The organism is Gynuella sp. (assembly GCF_050297175.1).
Lineage (GTDB): Bacteria > Pseudomonadota > Gammaproteobacteria > Pseudomonadales > Natronospirillaceae > Gynuella.
Genome location: NZ_JBNKSF010000014.1, coordinates 24,253 through 40,659, shown reverse-complemented (window position 1 = coordinate 40,659; position 16,407 = coordinate 24,253). Strand labels below are relative to the sequence as shown.

15 protein-coding genes and 4 tRNA genes are annotated in these 16,407 nt (G+C 43.0%); 14 read left to right on the top strand and 5 right to left on the bottom strand.

Features of this window, described 5'->3' with window-relative positions; genetic code table 11:
- Positions 1-429 precede the first annotated feature (429 nt).
- Positions 430-1,200, top strand: a complete 771-nt coding sequence (locus tag ACQY6I_RS05060; RefSeq protein ID WP_428240381.1) for a hypothetical protein — start codon at positions 430-432, stop codon at positions 1,198-1,200.
- Positions 1,201-1,207: 7 nt separating this feature from the next.
- On the opposite strand, the gene trmA is transcribed toward ACQY6I_RS05060, so the two are convergent.
- Positions 1,208-2,296 (bottom strand): tRNA (uridine(54)-C5)-methyltransferase TrmA, encoded by a 1,089-nt coding sequence (gene trmA, locus ACQY6I_RS05055; RefSeq protein ID WP_428240380.1) that lies wholly within the window; start codon positions 2,294-2,296, stop codon positions 1,208-1,210.
- A 186-nt stretch (positions 2,297-2,482) separates the two neighbouring features.
- Between trmA and ACQY6I_RS05050 the strand changes: the two genes are divergently transcribed.
- A complete protein-coding gene (locus tag ACQY6I_RS05050; RefSeq protein WP_428240379.1) occupies positions 2,483-3,100 on the top strand; it encodes a tRNA-(ms[2]io[6]A)-hydroxylase in 618 nt (205 codons plus the stop codon).
- Here the strand turns inward: ACQY6I_RS05050 and ACQY6I_RS05045 are convergent.
- Genes ACQY6I_RS05045 through folD form a run of 3 tightly spaced genes read right to left on the bottom strand, consistent with a single transcriptional unit; the run spans position 3,092 to position 5,232 of the window.
- Positions 3,092-3,856, bottom strand: a complete 765-nt coding sequence (locus ACQY6I_RS05045) for a UDP-2,3-diacylglucosamine diphosphatase (protein ID WP_428240378.1) — start codon at positions 3,854-3,856, stop codon at positions 3,092-3,094. The two genes, ACQY6I_RS05050 and ACQY6I_RS05045, sit on opposite strands and share 9 nt — an antisense overlap.
- A 1-nt stretch (position 3,857) precedes the next feature.
- The gene (locus ACQY6I_RS05040; protein ID WP_428240377.1) at positions 3,858-4,349 is read right to left on the bottom strand and encodes a peptidylprolyl isomerase; all 492 of its coding nucleotides are present in this window, start codon (positions 4,347-4,349) and stop codon (positions 3,858-3,860) included.
- 19 nt (positions 4,350-4,368) lie between these two features.
- Positions 4,369-5,232, bottom strand: coding sequence for a bifunctional methylenetetrahydrofolate dehydrogenase/methenyltetrahydrofolate cyclohydrolase FolD (folD, locus tag ACQY6I_RS05035; RefSeq protein WP_428240376.1), 864 nt, complete (start codon positions 5,230-5,232; stop codon positions 4,369-4,371).
- A gap of 208 nt (positions 5,233-5,440) precedes the next feature.
- Here folD and ACQY6I_RS05030 point away from each other — a divergent pair.
- From ACQY6I_RS05030 to ACQY6I_RS04975, 12 genes are all read left to right on the top strand, one after another.
- Positions 5,441-5,517 (top strand) — tRNA-Pro (locus ACQY6I_RS05030).
- A 59-nt stretch (positions 5,518-5,576) separates the two neighbouring features.
- Positions 5,577-5,653 (top strand) — tRNA-Arg (locus tag ACQY6I_RS05025).
- 22 nt (positions 5,654-5,675) lie between these two features.
- Positions 5,676-5,751: transfer RNA gene (locus ACQY6I_RS05020), tRNA-His, on the top strand.
- A 42-nt stretch (positions 5,752-5,793) separates the two neighbouring features.
- Positions 5,794-5,878: transfer RNA gene (locus ACQY6I_RS05015), tRNA-Leu, on the top strand.
- 149 nt (positions 5,879-6,027) lie between these two features.
- Entirely contained in the window at positions 6,028-7,329 is a 1,302-nt protein-coding gene (tig, locus tag ACQY6I_RS05010; RefSeq protein ID WP_428240375.1) for a trigger factor, read from the top strand.
- A 112-nt stretch (positions 7,330-7,441) separates the two neighbouring features.
- Entirely contained in the window at positions 7,442-8,074 is a 633-nt protein-coding gene (clpP, locus tag ACQY6I_RS05005; protein WP_428240374.1) for an ATP-dependent Clp endopeptidase proteolytic subunit ClpP, read from the top strand.
- A gap of 166 nt (positions 8,075-8,240) precedes the next feature.
- Positions 8,241-9,530, top strand: coding sequence for an ATP-dependent Clp protease ATP-binding subunit ClpX (gene clpX / locus ACQY6I_RS05000; RefSeq protein WP_428240373.1), 1,290 nt, complete (start codon positions 8,241-8,243; stop codon positions 9,528-9,530).
- 133 nt (positions 9,531-9,663) lie between these two features.
- Complete coding sequence (gene lon / locus ACQY6I_RS04995; RefSeq protein ID WP_428240372.1) at positions 9,664-12,066, top strand: endopeptidase La; 2,403 nt, start codon at positions 9,664-9,666, stop codon at positions 12,064-12,066.
- A gap of 204 nt (positions 12,067-12,270) precedes the next feature.
- The gene (gene hupB / locus ACQY6I_RS04990) at positions 12,271-12,570 is read left to right on the top strand and encodes a nucleoid-associated protein HU-beta (RefSeq protein WP_428240504.1); all 300 of its coding nucleotides are present in this window, start codon (positions 12,271-12,273) and stop codon (positions 12,568-12,570) included.
- A 222-nt stretch (positions 12,571-12,792) separates the two neighbouring features.
- Entirely contained in the window at positions 12,793-14,667 is a 1,875-nt protein-coding gene (locus ACQY6I_RS04985; RefSeq protein WP_428240371.1) for a SurA N-terminal domain-containing protein, read from the top strand.
- Between the two features lie 56 nt (positions 14,668-14,723).
- Positions 14,724-14,957, top strand: a complete 234-nt coding sequence (locus ACQY6I_RS04980) for a hypothetical protein (RefSeq protein WP_428240370.1) — start codon at positions 14,724-14,726, stop codon at positions 14,955-14,957.
- Positions 14,958-14,960: 3 nt separating this feature from the next.
- Complete coding sequence (locus ACQY6I_RS04975; protein WP_428240369.1) at positions 14,961-15,497, top strand: KdsC family phosphatase; 537 nt, start codon at positions 14,961-14,963, stop codon at positions 15,495-15,497.
- Positions 15,498-15,537: 40 nt separating this feature from the next.
- Here the strand turns inward: ACQY6I_RS04975 and kdsA are convergent, their stop codons facing one another.
- On the bottom strand, positions 15,538-16,383 hold the full coding sequence (kdsA, locus tag ACQY6I_RS04970; protein WP_428240368.1) for a 3-deoxy-8-phosphooctulonate synthase: 846 nt from the start codon (positions 16,381-16,383) through the stop codon (positions 15,538-15,540).
- Between the last annotated feature and the right edge of the window lie 24 nt (positions 16,384-16,407).

Genomic DNA, 16,407 nt, shown 5'->3' with positions numbered 1-16,407 from the left:
AATTATTTTTTGGTGATGGCATTCTCTGACATGACAAATTTGTGATGGTTGCTATTATAAAAATTAAAATACGCCCATGATGAGTTTGTACAAAGTCATAAGTTGGACGGTAAATACGCAACAAGCCTCAGCATGTGCTAAGAACATAAGTATTTCAAATGTATAGTTCGAGCTGTTTGCAAGACGCTAAAGGATATATGTTGTTCGTCATAAATAACATTTGTTTCCTGACTGGAATTATTAGCAAGAACGAGTTTGATGATCTATATAAAAAGTTAAGCGTTCTTCTATAAATGTACTATTTTAGAGTTACGCGCTGAAAGAACTGACCAGTCGGCTGGGCCAAGGAATAATAATACTATCAGTCGGTTTTCGGGATATATTTTCGCTGGTCCGTTTTAGATATGAGCAAACTAGGTGGATCTAGATATGACCGCAGGTGAAGCAAAGCATCGGCACTTAACAGAAAGTGATTTACATGAATACGCTCAGGACCCGACACAGGAGTGCCTGGAAAGCCAGCGTCAGCATATGGAGAACTGTTCTGAATGCAGAAAAAAAGCCCAGAGTATGCAACAGGCCAGAGCGATCGTAGAGCAACATTTGAGCTCTTTCAATCAACAGTCTGATCGGGAAAACCTCAAACGCTTGGTATATCAACAGGCTCATACATTGGCTTTGGCCGAGTATCTCAGGCCCACTGACTTACGAGCCAAAAAAAGGTATTCCTGGCGAAGTATCATCACATTTTTAAAACCAGATAGAAGCTGGCTGTTTGTTATTCCCATGACCGCACTCCTTACATTTATGGTTGGTAAGATAAATGTATGGAGTGATGATATGGTGATTACTACTTTTGGTCGTGATCATATTTTGGCGACTGATCCACCATCAGAAAATGTTTCAGAGACTCTTTCATTTAGTGGGTTTCGACTGTCGCATAATAGAAAAACACATATGCTCAATGTTAACTGGCAAAGCCTCCAGGATGTTGATCAGTATCGGCTTGAGTTATATGAAATGACAGATACTCAGCGTCAACTGGTTACGGCTGCAGAGACTCGCCAGACTCATTGGGGGCTTGAATACCCTGAGCTAAAAGTCAATCAGTTATATGATTTGAACCTTTCTGGCCAGACCGATACGGGTATTCCATTTCATTTCCACAGTGGTTTCGTTCTTAAAAACGAAAACAAGTGATTAGACTTTATCTACGTGTTAACAAAACACCGCATTCCATATGATGGGTATATGGAAATTGGTCGAACAGGGCAAAAGAGCTAACCACAAAGTTGTCGGACAAATTTGCAATGTTGTCTATTAGCGTTTGTGGATTGCACGAAATATATATTATATGTTTAAAGTTTCTGGCGAGTTCTATTGTATCTGGGTCTAGTCCCGCACGTGGTGGATCAACAAACAGTGTCTCCAGTTTATAATTGTCCAGATTCATTTTTTGATGAAGCCGGGCATCTTTTTTTAGCCAGGCTGAACTGAACTCCTCGCTGCTGGCTTTAAAGAAAGAGACATTATTGATGTTATTCTGAAGAGCATTTTCAATAGCAGTTTTGATTGAGTTTTTCGAAATTTCAGTAGCTAGAACGTTCGGAAACTTTGCCGCTAGAGGTAGCGTAAAATTACCATTGCCACAGTACAGTTCAAGTAGGTCCCCAGTACAGTCGGCCGCTTGAGTGCAAGCCCAGTTTAGCATATCGACACATACGCCAGCATTAGGTTGGGTAAACGTGTTTTCCACCTGACGATAGCGGTAGTCGCGCCCAGTGACATGAAAACATTCCTCAACCCAGTTATCTGAGAGCAATACTTTCTGCTTGCGTGAACGACCAATAAGTTTGATGTTCAGTTGAGTGGCGACAGAGCGAGCGTGCTCGGCCCACTCGTCATCCAGCACCTTATGGTAAATCATCGTGACAAGTGCTTCATTTGTGCTCGTTGTCAGAAATTCCACCTGATAAAGTTTATGTCGTAACTGTTTATTGGCTAGAAAATGTTGGCGTAGAGAAACCATGAGTTCGTTGATACGTTGACTACCAACAGGGAACTCGTCTATTCGAACTTTTTCCTTAGTATTGGGATCAAACATGATGTAAAAACTGTCGTTCTGTTCATGCCAGACCCTGAACTCAGCTCGCATGCGATAATGTGATGGTTTTGATTCGAAAACTTCTGGTGATGGAAACACCAAGCCATGTAAATGGATTTGCTTGGCAATCTCGGTGGTTTTTTGTTCTAACTGCTGTTGGTAGAGTTCAGGGTATACTTGGCCGACGGACATAATAATCAACTGGTACTGAAATTGGGCCCGCAATCATAATGATCTTGCACCTAATTTGAAGTTCTAATTATTTATACCGTTATCATGAAAATGCTTGGTGACGTTTACCCTGCAGGATATTTTGCTGATATGGGGTAGGGGCTGCGGTAGAATCCGGGACTTTCAAATTTAAGGGTGGTTAAAAATATGACGGAAGCAGTACAGGCTGACCTTGAGGCGATTTATCAATTTTTGGGATGTCGGACTCCAGAAGCTTGGATTAAGTCCGCTATGGAAAATCTGCCTATTCTACTGATAGATCACGCCCAGTGTGAGAAAAAGGCAGCATCGACCGCAATGAGCATGATGTACCGTTATGTAGATAAGCCCGAGCTATTGGCCAAAATGAGTAAGTTGGCTAGAGAAGAGCTGGTGCATTTTGACCAGGTGCTCAAAATTATGAAACAACGCAACATTGACTATGGCCACCTTTCAGCAGCTAGATATGCTGGTGGATTGCACCAGCATATACGTAAGCAGGATCCCGGAATGCTGATCGACAAGTTGATAATCGGAGCATTTGTAGAGGCTAGAAGCTGCGAACGTTTTGCTGCCTTATTGCCTGTGCTTGATGATGAGTTGGCAGCATTCTATCGCTCGTTGTTGAAGTCAGAAGCTCGTCATTTTCGTGATTATCTGAAACTTGCCGACCTTTATACCGAAGAACCACTGGTTGATCGTATCCAGTACTTTCGGGAAGTTGAGAATTACTTGATTGAATCTGGTGATACTGAGTTCCGTTTTCACTCCGGGATTTTACAATAATATTTCGGCAATGATTTCCTCAGTTTGACTGGGGTGGCAATATCGAACAAGTTGAAGAAGCTGGTTGTCTTGTAGTCTTGCAAATATACCACCGTCTGCTGACCAGTCCCCCAGGACCATGCGATGACAGTTGTTACTGTGATCATGTAGTCCTGGTTTGTGAGTATGGCCATGGATAACTAATTTGGCACAGTACTGATTTAATGTACTTTCAATGGCCTGAATATTGATGTCAGCGCGCATTTGTGTGTGTTCGTATTCTTTTTGCTGCCGTTGACGACTGCCAGAACGGATTCGCTGAGCTACAAAATGCCGTATCGAGTAGGGTAAGGCGTTCGCCAGAAATAAAACGGTTTTTGAACGAAGGATGCTTCGTAGTCGCTGATAAGCAATATCATCAGTACAAAATATATCGCCATGACTTAATAGGGCGCGGGTTTTGTGAAGAGTAATTTCCCAAGGGTCAGGTAATAGTTGCGCCCTGGTTTGTTGGCAGAAAGTCTGGCCAATGAGAAAATCTCTATTACCGTGTTGAATAAAAATTGTGCTGTGTTGGCTTAGTTTGGCCAGGCGTTGTTTAAATTGAATGACGATTGGTGAGCTGAACTGATCACCTATCCAGAACTCAAACAGGTCGCCCATAAGATAGAGAGAATGAATATCTTGTTGGTACTTGTCCATGAAACCAAAAAAAGCCTGAGCAATGTCAGGCTTGTTGTCCGTCAGATGCATATCTGAGACGAAAAATACAGTCATCTCAGTCTCTGGTGCAGGATTCTATTATGACATCATCAACGGGAACATCCTGATGGCCCATTTTGCTGGTTGTCTTAACACTTTTGATCTGGTTAACAATATCCATTCCTTCAACAACCTTTCCGAATACAGTATAACCCCAGCCTTGCATGTTCTTGCCGCTATGGTTGAGAAAGTCATTATTGGCAACATTAATGAAAAATTGTGCTGTTGCTGAGTGAGGGTCCATTGTTCTGGCCATGGCAATAGTACCAATTTCATTCTTCAGGCCATTATCGGCTTCATTTTCGATAGGGGCGTTAGTGGCTTTTTGTTGCATGCCAGGTTCCATACCGCCACCCTGAATCATGAAGTTATTGATTATGCGGTGAAAAATTGTTCCGTTATAAAAGCCGTCGTCGATATATTTTAGAAAGTTTGCGCATGTTTTGGGGGCTTGTTCTTCGAACAGTTCCAGCTTTATTTCACCAAAATTGGTTTTTAGCGTTATCATTTGCGAGTCCTATTGGTTTTTAATCAATTTTTAAATGCAGCTTTTTGGCCGCTATTAAGGTGTTTTGCATCAAAGTGGCTACTGTCATTGGCCCCACACCACCGGGTACCGGAGTGATCCAGGCTGCTTTTTCTTTAGCTTTATCGAACTCAACATCGCCAGTCAATGAACCATCGTCAAGTCTGGTAATGCCAACATCGATAACAACTGCTCCTTCCTTGACCCAATTCCCAGGAATCATCCCAGCCCGACCCACTGCAACGACGAGTATTTCGGCACGTCGAACATGAGCTTCCAGGTCTCTGGTGAATTTATGAGTAACCGTCACTGTGCAGCCAGCGAGCAATAGTTCTAAGGCCATGGGTCTGCCAACGTGGTTGCTGGCACCTACGACGACGGCTTCCATACCATGGTATGACACGCCAGTACTATTCAGTAGAGTCATTATCCCCTTGGGCGTACAGCTTTCTAGTTGTGGTGTGCGTAAGCCGAGGCGGCCAAAATTAAACGGATGGAAGCCATCAACATCTTTGTCCGGAACAATTTGTTCCAACAAGCTGCTACTATCGATATGGTCAGGTAAAGGTAGCTGTAACAAAATTCCGTCGATTGTTTCATCTTCGTTGAGTTGTGCGATCAATTTTTCCAGTTCTTTGTGACTGGTTTCGACAGGCAGGTCATAAGCAATGGATTTGAATCCCACTTCTTCGCAGGCTTTGCGTTTGCTACCGACATATACTCGTGAAGCAGGGTCACTGCCAACCAGGATGACAGCCAGACCTGGTGCCCGGTAGCCTTTCTTTTTCATATCAGAAACGGCTTGGGCCACATTTTGGCGCACCTGCTGGGCAATTGCTTTGCCATCGATAATCTTAGCTGGCATTCGGATTCCTTCGGTGGAAACTTTGAAGCTGGGCATTTTTGCATGCCTTGGCTGCAGTGCCAAGCTGAAAGAACTGCCGCACCAAATAGCTAAAGTCGGCTATGGCATTGTTTTTTATACAAAAATTTAAAAAAACCATTGACGGCGAAAATATCAATCCGTATTATGCGCCCCACTTCGAGAGTGACTTCAAAAACTTTCGAAAAGTCGGAGCATAGCGCAGTCTGGTAGCGCATCTGGTTTGGGACCAGAGGGTCGGGGGTTCGAATCCCTCTGCTCCGACCAATTTCATTTCTGACTCTGTATGAGAAATATAAGTAAGCCCTGACAGGCATATGAGCATTGCGCCCGTAGCTCAACTGGATAGAGCAACGGCCTTCTAAGCCGTAGGTTGCAGGTTCGAGCCCTGCCGGGTGCGCCAAGACAGAGTGAGAAATAATATGGTGGGCGTAGCTCAGTTGGTAGAGCCCCGGATTGTGATTCCGGTGGTCGTGGGTTCGATCCCCATCGTCCACCCCATTTATTTTTTCAGGCTGAAAATTCGGCCGAGCTTCTTATTTAGCGGATGTGGTGAAATTGGTATACACGCTGGATTTAGGTTCCAGTGCCGAGAGGCGTGAGAGTTCGAGTCTCTCCATCCGCACCAATTCCTGTTGTCTCTTCATTTTTCGATATACTCCGGTCAAAAAATACGATTTTGGTCAGCAGGAATGCTTGATTGAAGGGGTAACCCTATATAGAGTTGCGCCCCTAAATTTTTACTATGATTGCAAAAGTTAATTATCGAGGGCAGGTATGCAAATCTCCGTTGAAACCACTTCCAGTCTTGAGCGTCGCATGACTATTGGTCTGCCCGCCGAGAAAATAGATTCCGAAGTAGAAAAGCGCTTAAAAGACACAGCGCGCCGCGTGAAAATTGATGGTTTCCGTCCTGGCAAAGTGCCTGTCAGTGTTGTGCGTCAGCGTTATGGTGCAGGAATTCGTCAGGAAGTTGTGGGAGAAGTAATGCGCAACTCATGGGTCGAGGCTATTAGTCAGGAAAAAATCACTCCTGCTGGTATGCCCACAGTAGAGCCCGTTAAGAATGAGAAAGGTGAAGACTTCGAATTTACTGCGATATTTGAGGTTTATCCTCAAATTGAACTGGCTGACTTGTCTTCTCTAGAAGTGGAAAAAGCCTCCACTGAGGTATTGAATGTCGATGTTGACAATATGCTGCAGAGTCTGCAAAAACAGAAGGCTGAATATACTGATGTTGATCGCGCATGCCAAAAAGATGACAAAGTCAAAATTGACTTTGTTGGGCGTGTAGATGGTGAAGAGTTTGAGGGTGGAAAGGCTGAAGCTCAAGAATTGATATTAGGGTCAGGTCAAATGATCCCTGGTTTTGAAGATGGTGTTGAGGGGATGGCTGTCGGTGAAGAGAAGACAATCACCGTCAAGTTCCCGGATGAATATCAGGCCGAAAACCTTAAAGGGAAGGATGCTGAGTTTGATATTAAGCTTCATGCTGTACAAGAGCCTAAGCTTCCGGAAATCAACCAGGAATTCATTGAATCCTTTAACAGCAAGGCAACAGATCTGGATGGGTTTAAAGCTGACATCCAAAAAAACATGGAGCGTGAAAGTAAGCAGGCTCTGGGGCGCAAGCTCAAGGATTCAGTAGTTACACAGTTGTTGGAAAAGCATGATATTCCAGTTCCTGCTGCCCTGACTAAAGACGAGATTCAGCGCTTAAAATACCAGGCTGTTCAGCAGTTTGGTGGTGGTCAGGATTTTGATCCAAATACTCTGCCAGACGAATTATTTAAAGATCAGGCGGAGCGCCGCGTTAAAACTGGCCTAATTATGAACGAGATTATCAAGAAATTTGAGATCAAAGCTGAGCCAGAAGCAGTTCGTGCCTATATTGAAGAGTTGGCGTCTGTGTATCAGGATCCACAGTCTGTAATTGACTATTATTATAATAATAAAGAGCAGTTGTCTCAGGTTGAGGCTGTTGTGATAGAAGATGCAGTGATCGAAAAAATTGTTTCAGAAGCAAAGGTGACTGAGGTATCGGTCACTTATGAAGATTCTGTTAAGCAGGGTGCTTGAAACTAATATCCAGCGCCCTAATTACAGTCTATTGTAAATGAGCTACACTGACAGTTGATACCTGTGGTATCAACTGTTTTTGTTTTATGGTGCTGCGAAAAAGGGGCAGAAAATGACCAAGTCATTTGAAGGACAAGAATACGCATACGGAAACTATGTACAAAACACCATTATCCCACAAGTTGTTGAGACAACCGCCAGAGGTGAGTCAAGGTGGGATATATACTCCCGCCTGTTGAAAGAACGGGTGATATTTCTGGTTGGCCCCGTAGAAGAGTATATGGCAAACGTGCTTGTGGCACAGTTGTTGTTTCTGGAGTCAGAGAATCCTGAAAAAGATATTCATTTGTACATAAATTCTCCAGGAGGTTCGGTTACTGCGGGGATGTCAATTTACGACACCATGCAGTTCATTCGGCCAGATGTTAGTACAATGTGTATTGGTCAGGCTGCAAGTATGGGAGCTCTGCTGCTGGCCGGTGGCGCGAAAGGGAAGCGGTTTTGTTTGCCAAACTCCCGCATGATGATACATCAGCCTTTGGGCGGGTTTCAGGGGCAGGCTACAGATATTGAAATTCATGCCAGAGAAATTCTGTCGATGAAGCAGAAGTTGAATGAAATTCTGGCTTACCATACTGGTCAGAATATTGAGACAATAGAAAAAGATACTGATCGTGATAATTTTATGAATGCTCAGGCGGCAGTTGATTACGGTTTGATTGACAATGTCTTAAATCACCGATAGCGTTTGTATAAATTAATCCATTAAAATCAAATGGTTACGACAGTAATTTAAGAACATTTATTGTTTGAAAAGGTAACAAATTCTCGCGAATTATGACTTGCAATATGAGTCATCTGGTTTCATCTTTATACGAGCCTTTCGTGAGAACATAGAATGGAGTAGTCGGATGGGCGACGATACCAAAGGTAAGAATGACGACAGTAAGCTGCTGTATTGTTCGTTTTGTGGCAAAAGCCAACATGAAGTCAGAAAGCTGATTGCGGGACCATCAGTATTTATTTGTGATGAGTGCGTTGATTTGTGTAATGACATCATTCGCGAAGAGCTGCAGGAAACAAATCAGCAATCAGAATCTGATAAACTTCCGACCCCGGGTGAAATTAGAAAAACCCTGGACGAGTATGTTATCGGGCAGGCCCGAGCCAAGACTGTTTTGGCTGTTGCGGTTTATAACCATTACAAACGTCTTCGCTTTGGTGAAAGTCATGGCGTGGATATAGAGCTTAGTAAAAGCAATATATTGCTGATTGGCCCAACAGGAAGTGGTAAAACGTTGTTGGCAGAGACATTGGCAAGATTGTTGAATGTTCCCTTTACTATTGCTGATGCGACAACGCTGACTGAAGCAGGATATGTTGGTGAGGATGTTGAAAACATCATTCAGAAACTGCTGCAGAAGTGTGATTATGATGTTGAAAAAGCTCAGCGCGGAATAGTTTATATTGATGAGATAGATAAGATTTCTCGTAAGTCTGATAATCCCTCTATTACCCGGGATGTTTCTGGGGAAGGTGTGCAGCAGGCTTTGTTGAAACTTATTGAGGGTACGGTAGCATCTGTTCCTCCGCAAGGAGGGCGCAAACATCCTCAGCAGGAATTTCTGCAGGTTAATACATCTAATATCTTGTTTATATGTGGTGGCGCTTTTGCTGGTCTGGATAAAATTATTCGAGATCGTTCGGAAAAAAGCGGTATAGGCTTTTCTGCAACAGTTAAGGCCAAAGATGATTCCAAGTCTATTGGGCAGGCTCTGGCAGAAGTAGAGCCAGAGGATTTAACCAAATATGGGTTGATCCCGGAATTTATAGGTCGTTTACCAGTAATTGCTACGTTAACTGAACTTGATGAAGCTGCGCTTATTCAGATATTAACAGAGCCGAAAAACTCTTTGGTCAAGCAGTATCAAAAACTGTTTGAGATGGAAAATGTTGAGCTTGAGTTCAGAGATAATGCGTTAAAGGCTGTAGCTCATAAAGCGATGGAAAGAAAAACCGGTGCGCGTGGTTTGAGATCCATCATGGAAAATGTTTTGCTCGATAGTATGTATAAAATTCCTTCGGAAGATGATGTTTCCAAGGTCGTGATAGATGAAGCGGTCATCAAAGGCGAAGCTGAGCCCTTATTGATATATGAAGGCAAAGAGCATGTTTTGTCTGGTACGAATGGTAGTGAATAAAGGAGCTAACGCTCTTTTATTCATCTTTTTTCCTTTCTGATTCTTAAAATATTCTTGTTTCTGTAGCTTTTGTCTCAATATTTTAGAAACGCATTAATTTATAGAGGTACTCCGAATGGAGATGAGTGACTCAATGGGTCCAATTAGCCTGCCCCTGCTTCCTCTTAGAGATGTGGTTGTGTATCCACATATGGTAATTCCTTTGTTTGTGGGCAGAGAAAAATCAATTAACGCTCTCAACCAGGCTATGAAGCAGGATAAGAGAGTGTTTCTGGTGGCTCAGAAAAATGCATCAGAAGATGACCCCAAAGTGGGTGATATATATGAAATAGGTACAGTTGCGACTATCTTGCAATTGTTGAAATTACCTGACGGAACCGTCAAGGTTTTAGTTGAGGGAGAGAGAAGAGCTCGGTTGACCAGCCTCAGGTCAGCTGATGAGTCAATTTTTGGAACTGTTGAGTTATTGCCTCTGGAAGAGTTGAGTGAGACAGAGCAGGATGTTTTGATTCGGTCTGTCATGGCTCAATTTGATAAATATGTGCAGCTCAGTAAAAAAGTGCCGACAGAAGTGTTGACTTCGCTTTCCAGTATTGATGATCCAGGGCGATTGGCCGATACAATTGCTGCCCATATGTCTCTGAAAATAACCGAAAAACAGGATGTTTTGGAAATAGCCAGTATTCATGAGCGGCTTGAGCATCTAATGGCCGTTATGGAGTCTGAGATTGATTTGCTTCAGGTTGAGAAGAGAATTCGTGGCCGTGTTAAAAAGCAGATGGAAAAGAGCCAGCGTGAGTATTATCTGAATGAGCAAATGAAAGCTATTCAGAAAGAGCTAGGGGATCTCGAAGACGGGGCGGGTAATGAACTTGATGAACTGAATAAAAAGATAGAATCCGCAGGTATGTCGAAGGAGGCTTTGGAAAAAGCTCAGGCAGAATTAAATAAACTGCGAATGATGTCTCCAATGTCGGCAGAAGCTTCTGTTGTGCGCGGATATATTGAATGGCTGAGCAACCTTCCCTGGAAAAAGCGCAGTAAGCTAAAACATAATTTGAGCGGTGCTTTTGAAATCCTGGAGCAAGATCACTACGGGTTGGAAGAGGTTAAGGAAAGAATCCTAGAATATTTGGCTGTTCAGAATAGAGTCAAAAAGGTTAAGGGCCCTATTTTATGCCTTGTTGGCCCCCCTGGGGTTGGTAAGACATCTTTGGGTCAATCAATTGCACGAGCGACTAATCGTAAATTTGTACGAATGGCGCTTGGTGGTGTGCGTGATGAATCTGAGATTCGAGGACACCGAAGAACTTACATCGGTTCTATGCCAGGAAAAATTCTCCAGAAACTGTCTAAGGTGGGTGTTCGAAATCCGCTGTTTTTGCTGGACGAAATAGACAAGATGGGGATGGATCATCGCGGAGATCCAGCATCTGCACTGTTAGAGGTGTTGGATCCGGAGCAGAATAATACTTTTAACGATCACTATCTTGAGGTTGATTACGACCTTTCTGATGTGATGTTTGTCTGTACATCCAACTCGATGAACATACCAGGACCCTTATTGGATCGTATGGAAGTGATCCGGATTCCAGGTTATACCGAGGACGAGAAGCTCAATATTGCCAAAAAATACCTTTTGCCAAAGCAGGTAGAAGCGAACGGATTGAAAGAAAGTGAGATTGATGTTTCAGATGACGTAATTTTAGACTTGATTCGTCATTATACTCGTGAAGCCGGTGTTAGGGGGTTGGATCGAGAGGTCGCCAAGCTTTGCCGTAAGGTGGTCAAGACGAACATGATGGAGAAGTCAGGTAAAACGGTATCTGTTGATACTGATAATCTGGAAGATTTTTCTGGTGTTCGTCGTTTTAAATACGGTAAAGCAGAAGATGAAAATCAGATTGGTCAGGTGACTGGTTTGGCATGGACCTCTGTAGGTGGTGAACTCTTGACACTGGAATGCAGTGCTACCACCGGTAAGGGAAGAATTACACGTACTGGCAAGCTTGGAGACGTCATGCAGGAGTCTATTCAGGCTGCTTTGACCGTGGTTAAAAGCAGATGTCAGAGTTTGGGAGTGTATCCAAACTTTATTGATAAGTTTGATATTCATGTGCATGTGCCGGAAGGTGCAACTCCAAAAGATGGTCCGAGTGCTGGGATCGGTATGGTGACAGCATTGGTTTCTGCGCTTACCAGAATTCCGGTGAGGTCAGAAGTGGCTATGACTGGCGAGATCACTTTGCGAGGCCAGGTTCTTCCTATTGGGGGGCTCAAGGAAAAATTGCTGGCTGCTCATAGAGGAGGCATTAAAATAGTGCTTATTCCGGAAGAGAATGCGCGTGATTTAAAGGAAATTCCTGAAAATATCAAAAAAGATCTCGATATTAAGCCGGTTAAGTGGATAGACGAGGTTCTGGAAGTGGCTCTTGCTGAGAAGCCTTTGGCTTTGACAGACGAACAGGTTGAGCAGGAAATGAGGGACGAGCAAGCCTCAATTTCTGATAAAGCTGAGCGCATAAATACGCATTGAGTCGCATCTTGACACTTGAATTCTGAGCTTGGTATAAAGATCGCGTATCTTATCGGCTTGGAATTCAAAACAATAATATAATTATTATTAGAAAGGCTATGGTGTAAACTTTCTCCTTCTTAAAGAGTCTTTTTCTCATCTTATTCATGGGAAGGAAAAATTCTCGCTTATAGCAAGATATTGGGGACCCAGGGCTTTCAAAAAATACCAAAAAAATTAAAGGGGAAACGTGTGAATAAAACTGAATTAATTGATGCTGTTGCCGCTGGTGCTGATATTCCTAAGGCTGCAGCCGGGCGTGCTTTGGATGCGATGATCGAATCTGTCACTAATGCACTGAAAGAAGGTGATCAAGTGGTACTTGTTGGTTTTGGTACTTTCGCTGTGAAGGAAAGAGCAGCTCGTACTGGACGTAATCCTCAAACGGGAGCGCCAATTGACATTGCGGCAGCAAAAGTTCCTGGGTTTAAGGCTGGTAAAGCACTAAAAGACGCAGTTAACTGATTGAAAAATGATTAAAAGCGTGCCAAAAGCACGCTTTTTTTTGTCTGAAATTCAATTTCAGGCACTGGTTAAATAAATAATCATAAAGAACTTAACCTGACGATGTCGCAAGCTTCGCCAAGATTGTTATTTGGTTAATGGTGTTGCACTAAATGTTCATGCATAATTGCCCGCCTCGAGTTTTTCTTGCAATATCAAAATCTTATTTGGCCTGGAGGATCCATGCTGCAGTATTTTCGAAGTAATGCCAAAGGCATGCTCGGTAAAATCATTGTTAGTGCAATAGTAGTAGTTTTTGTTCTATGGGGAGCAGAGTCCATAGTATCCATAAGTAGTAGTAGTGGAGCTCCTGTTACTGTCAATGGTGTGAAAATCAGTGAAAGTCAGATACAGCGATTGACGAATATGCAGCAGATGAGGTTGCAGCAGCAATTCGGCGCAGATGCTACATCACTGTTTGATAATGGTTTTATTCGTAACAGTGTTGTGCAGTCGTTGGTGCAACAACAAATCGAGCTGACGGCGGCGACTGACGCTGGCTTGGCTGTGTCCGATGAAGAAGTTTCAAAAACCATCTATTCCATCCCAGGCTTTCAGAAGGATGGAAAATTTGATAAGTCTACTTTTGAGCGTGCTGCCGGTCAGGCAGGTTTTAGTGCGCAAGAATATTTGGCTCAGGTTAGACAGCAAATTATGGCTAATCAGCTTAAAGCCGGCATTTCTGATACTGCTTTTAGCCTCAGTAATGAAGTCAAAGTTGCATCTGAGTTGGAAAATCAGAAACGAACTTTTTCCTATCTAACGTTAAAAGCAGCTGACCTTAAATCAGAAGTTAATTATACGGATGATGATCTTGAGTTCTATTATCAGGAACATAAAGAAGAGTTTGTCACAGAAGACCAGGTTGATGTGAATTATGTCGTATTAACCGAGCAATCAGTTGCAGATGAAGTTTCTGTTTCAGAAGAAGAGTTGAAACAGGCATACGAAAAGTATGTAAAGGCTCAGCAGGATAATGTCAGTAAGAATGTTTCACATATTTTGATCACTGATGATACAAATACTGATGGTAAGTCAGCCAAGGAGTTTGCTGAAGAGCTGAAAAAGCGTATTGATGCCGGTGAAGATTTCGCTACGTTAGCCAAAGAGTATTCTCAAGATCCAGGTAGTGCTGAGAATGGTGGTTCTTTAGGGGTAATGATGAAGGGAGCTTTTGTACCTGAATTTGAAAAAGCAGCTGAACAGTTAACAGCTGCGGGCCAGGTCACAGAACCCGTAAAAACCGACTTTGGTTATCATTTGATTAAATTGGATTCTATTAAGACGGCTGATGTAGAGTCGTTTGATTCTGAGAAGGAAAAACTGAGGGCTGATCTTGTTAATGAGAAAGTCCAGGATCAACTGTTAACTCTGAAAGAAGAAATCTCTAATATTGCTTTTTCTTCTGTCGGTTTGGATGAAATAGCCACGACTTACAATCTGGAAGTAAAAGACAGCGGGTTGTTTTCAAGGGCTACTTCAAGTGGCATATTTACGCAACAAAATGCACAGGATGCCGCTTTTTCTGATCAAGTTGTAAATCAAAATGAAAACTCAGAAGTAATCTCACTCAGTGATGGCAGTTTAGCTGTGATGGCTCTTAAGCAATTCGTCGCAGGGGACTACCAGCCTTTGGAAGCTGTTAAAGAACAGATTGTTGAAAGTGTGGTCACAGAAAAATCCAAAGAGTTAGCTTCAAAACGTTCAAAAGAGATCGTTACAGCCCTCAAAGAAGGAAAAGATCTGGCAAGTATCAATGTGGATATGAGCTGGACTGAGGTGGCTGACTCTGGTCGCGATAATTCAGAAGTATCGAAACCTATCGTTGATAAGGCATTTGAAATGGCTAAGCCAGAGGCAGAAGGTAATACCTACGCCAGTCTAGATTTGGGCACGGGAGATACCGCTGTTGTTAGACTGGAATCAGTTGTTCAGGGCTCTGAAGAGGATAGTTCTGAAGATTCGGTCGGAAATTTTCTTGATTCAATTTACAGTGAAAGTGCATATCAGGGATGGATGGCAGATAAAACGGCGGAAGCCGATGTGAAAATTAAATAAATAACTAAGGCCGCTATAGCGGCCTTTTTTAACGACGTAACATGATAAATCTACACTTGGTTCGAAAAGAAAACATACAAACATTGTTGCTTGAAAATGCGATTGGAGTTGAAGAGCTGGCTAACTGTTTAGGAGTTGATGTCGCAATGATGTCCAAAAAACTTTCTGGAGAGCAGGGAAAGATTTCCGATAAGTTGGCCAGGCAGATTGAGCAGACATTTTCAAAACCGGTGTTCTGGTTAGATACAGGAGCAACAGATGACGGTATGCAGTTTGATTTGTTGGGCTGATATATGAACAGCACAAACCTCGACATTAAACTGGTCGTCTTTGATGTTGATGGTGTGCTAACAGATGGAAGTCTGTATTACTCTGAGAACGGAGAGTGCATCAAGCGTTTCAATGTTAAAGATGGTGTTGGTTTAAAGCTACTACAAGACAAAGGTATCACTGTCGCCATTGTATCTGCCAAAGAATCCAAACCGCTAAGTCGTCGTATAAACGACTTGGGTATTAAGTATTTTTATCCTGGATCAAAGGACAAACTTGCAACTGTATATGAAATAATACAACAACTGAATATCACCATGAATCAGGTGGCGATGGTGGGGGATGACATGGTTGATCTCAATGTAATGCGTGTATGTGGGCTTTCGATAGCGCCGGCAGATGCATATATCAGGGTCAAGTCTCAGGTAGATTGGATAACCGAGGCGAAGGGCGGAGAAGGCGTTGCTAGAGAGGTTGCTGACAGAATCCTGAGTTTATACTACGACCTTGACGAGATCTATCAATTAACAACGACAGAGCACTTTGAAAGAAAACGCTAGTCAGCGCCTTCTTTCAAAACGATGTTGTAACCATTCTAACCTACAGAGTGTCTAGGTCCGGGAATGATTTAACCAGATCATCAAGTTGTTTGAGCTGGTTCAGGAAGGGCTTTAATTGTTTTAATGGAATTGCGGATGGCCCATCGCATTTGGCGTTCTCCGGGTCAGGGTGAGCTTCAAGGAAGAGGCCTGCTATTTTTTGGGCAAGTCCGGCTCGCGCAAGTTCTGTTACCTGTTGGCGCCTTCCTCCTGCGGAATCACTGCGTCCTCCTGGCCGTTGCAATGAATGAGTAACATCAAAGATAACAGGGTAATGAAACTGTTTCATGATTCCAAAACCCAGCATATCCACTACCAGATTGTTATAGCCAAAGCTGCTGCCGCGTTCACACAGAATCAGCTGATCATTTCCGCCTTCTTCACATTTATGCAGAATATGACGCATTTCCTCGGGCGCAAGAAATTGTGCCTTTTTAATGTTAATAACGGCTTTGGTCGCCGCCATGGCCTTTACCAGGTCGGTTTGTCTGGATAAAAATGCTGGTAATTGAATAACATCCGCAACTTCTGCGACAAGAGCAGCTTGATGAGGTTCATGGATATCGGTAATCACAGGAACGTTAAAAGTTTCTTTAACTTCCTGCAGTATTTTGAGTCCTTCTTCCAGGCCTGGACCACGAAAAGAATTAATGGATGAGCGATTGGCTTTATCAAAAGATGCTTTAAAGACGTAGGGGATACCGAGCTCCGAAGTAACTTCGACATAGCTTTCTGCGCTTTTCAGAGCCAGATCTCTCGATTCAAGAACATTAATACCACCAAACAAAACGAATGGTTTATCATTGCTTACATCAATATTCTGAATTTTTATCGTCTTCTGTGTCATTAAAGGTGCCCTAAGTCCAGTGAA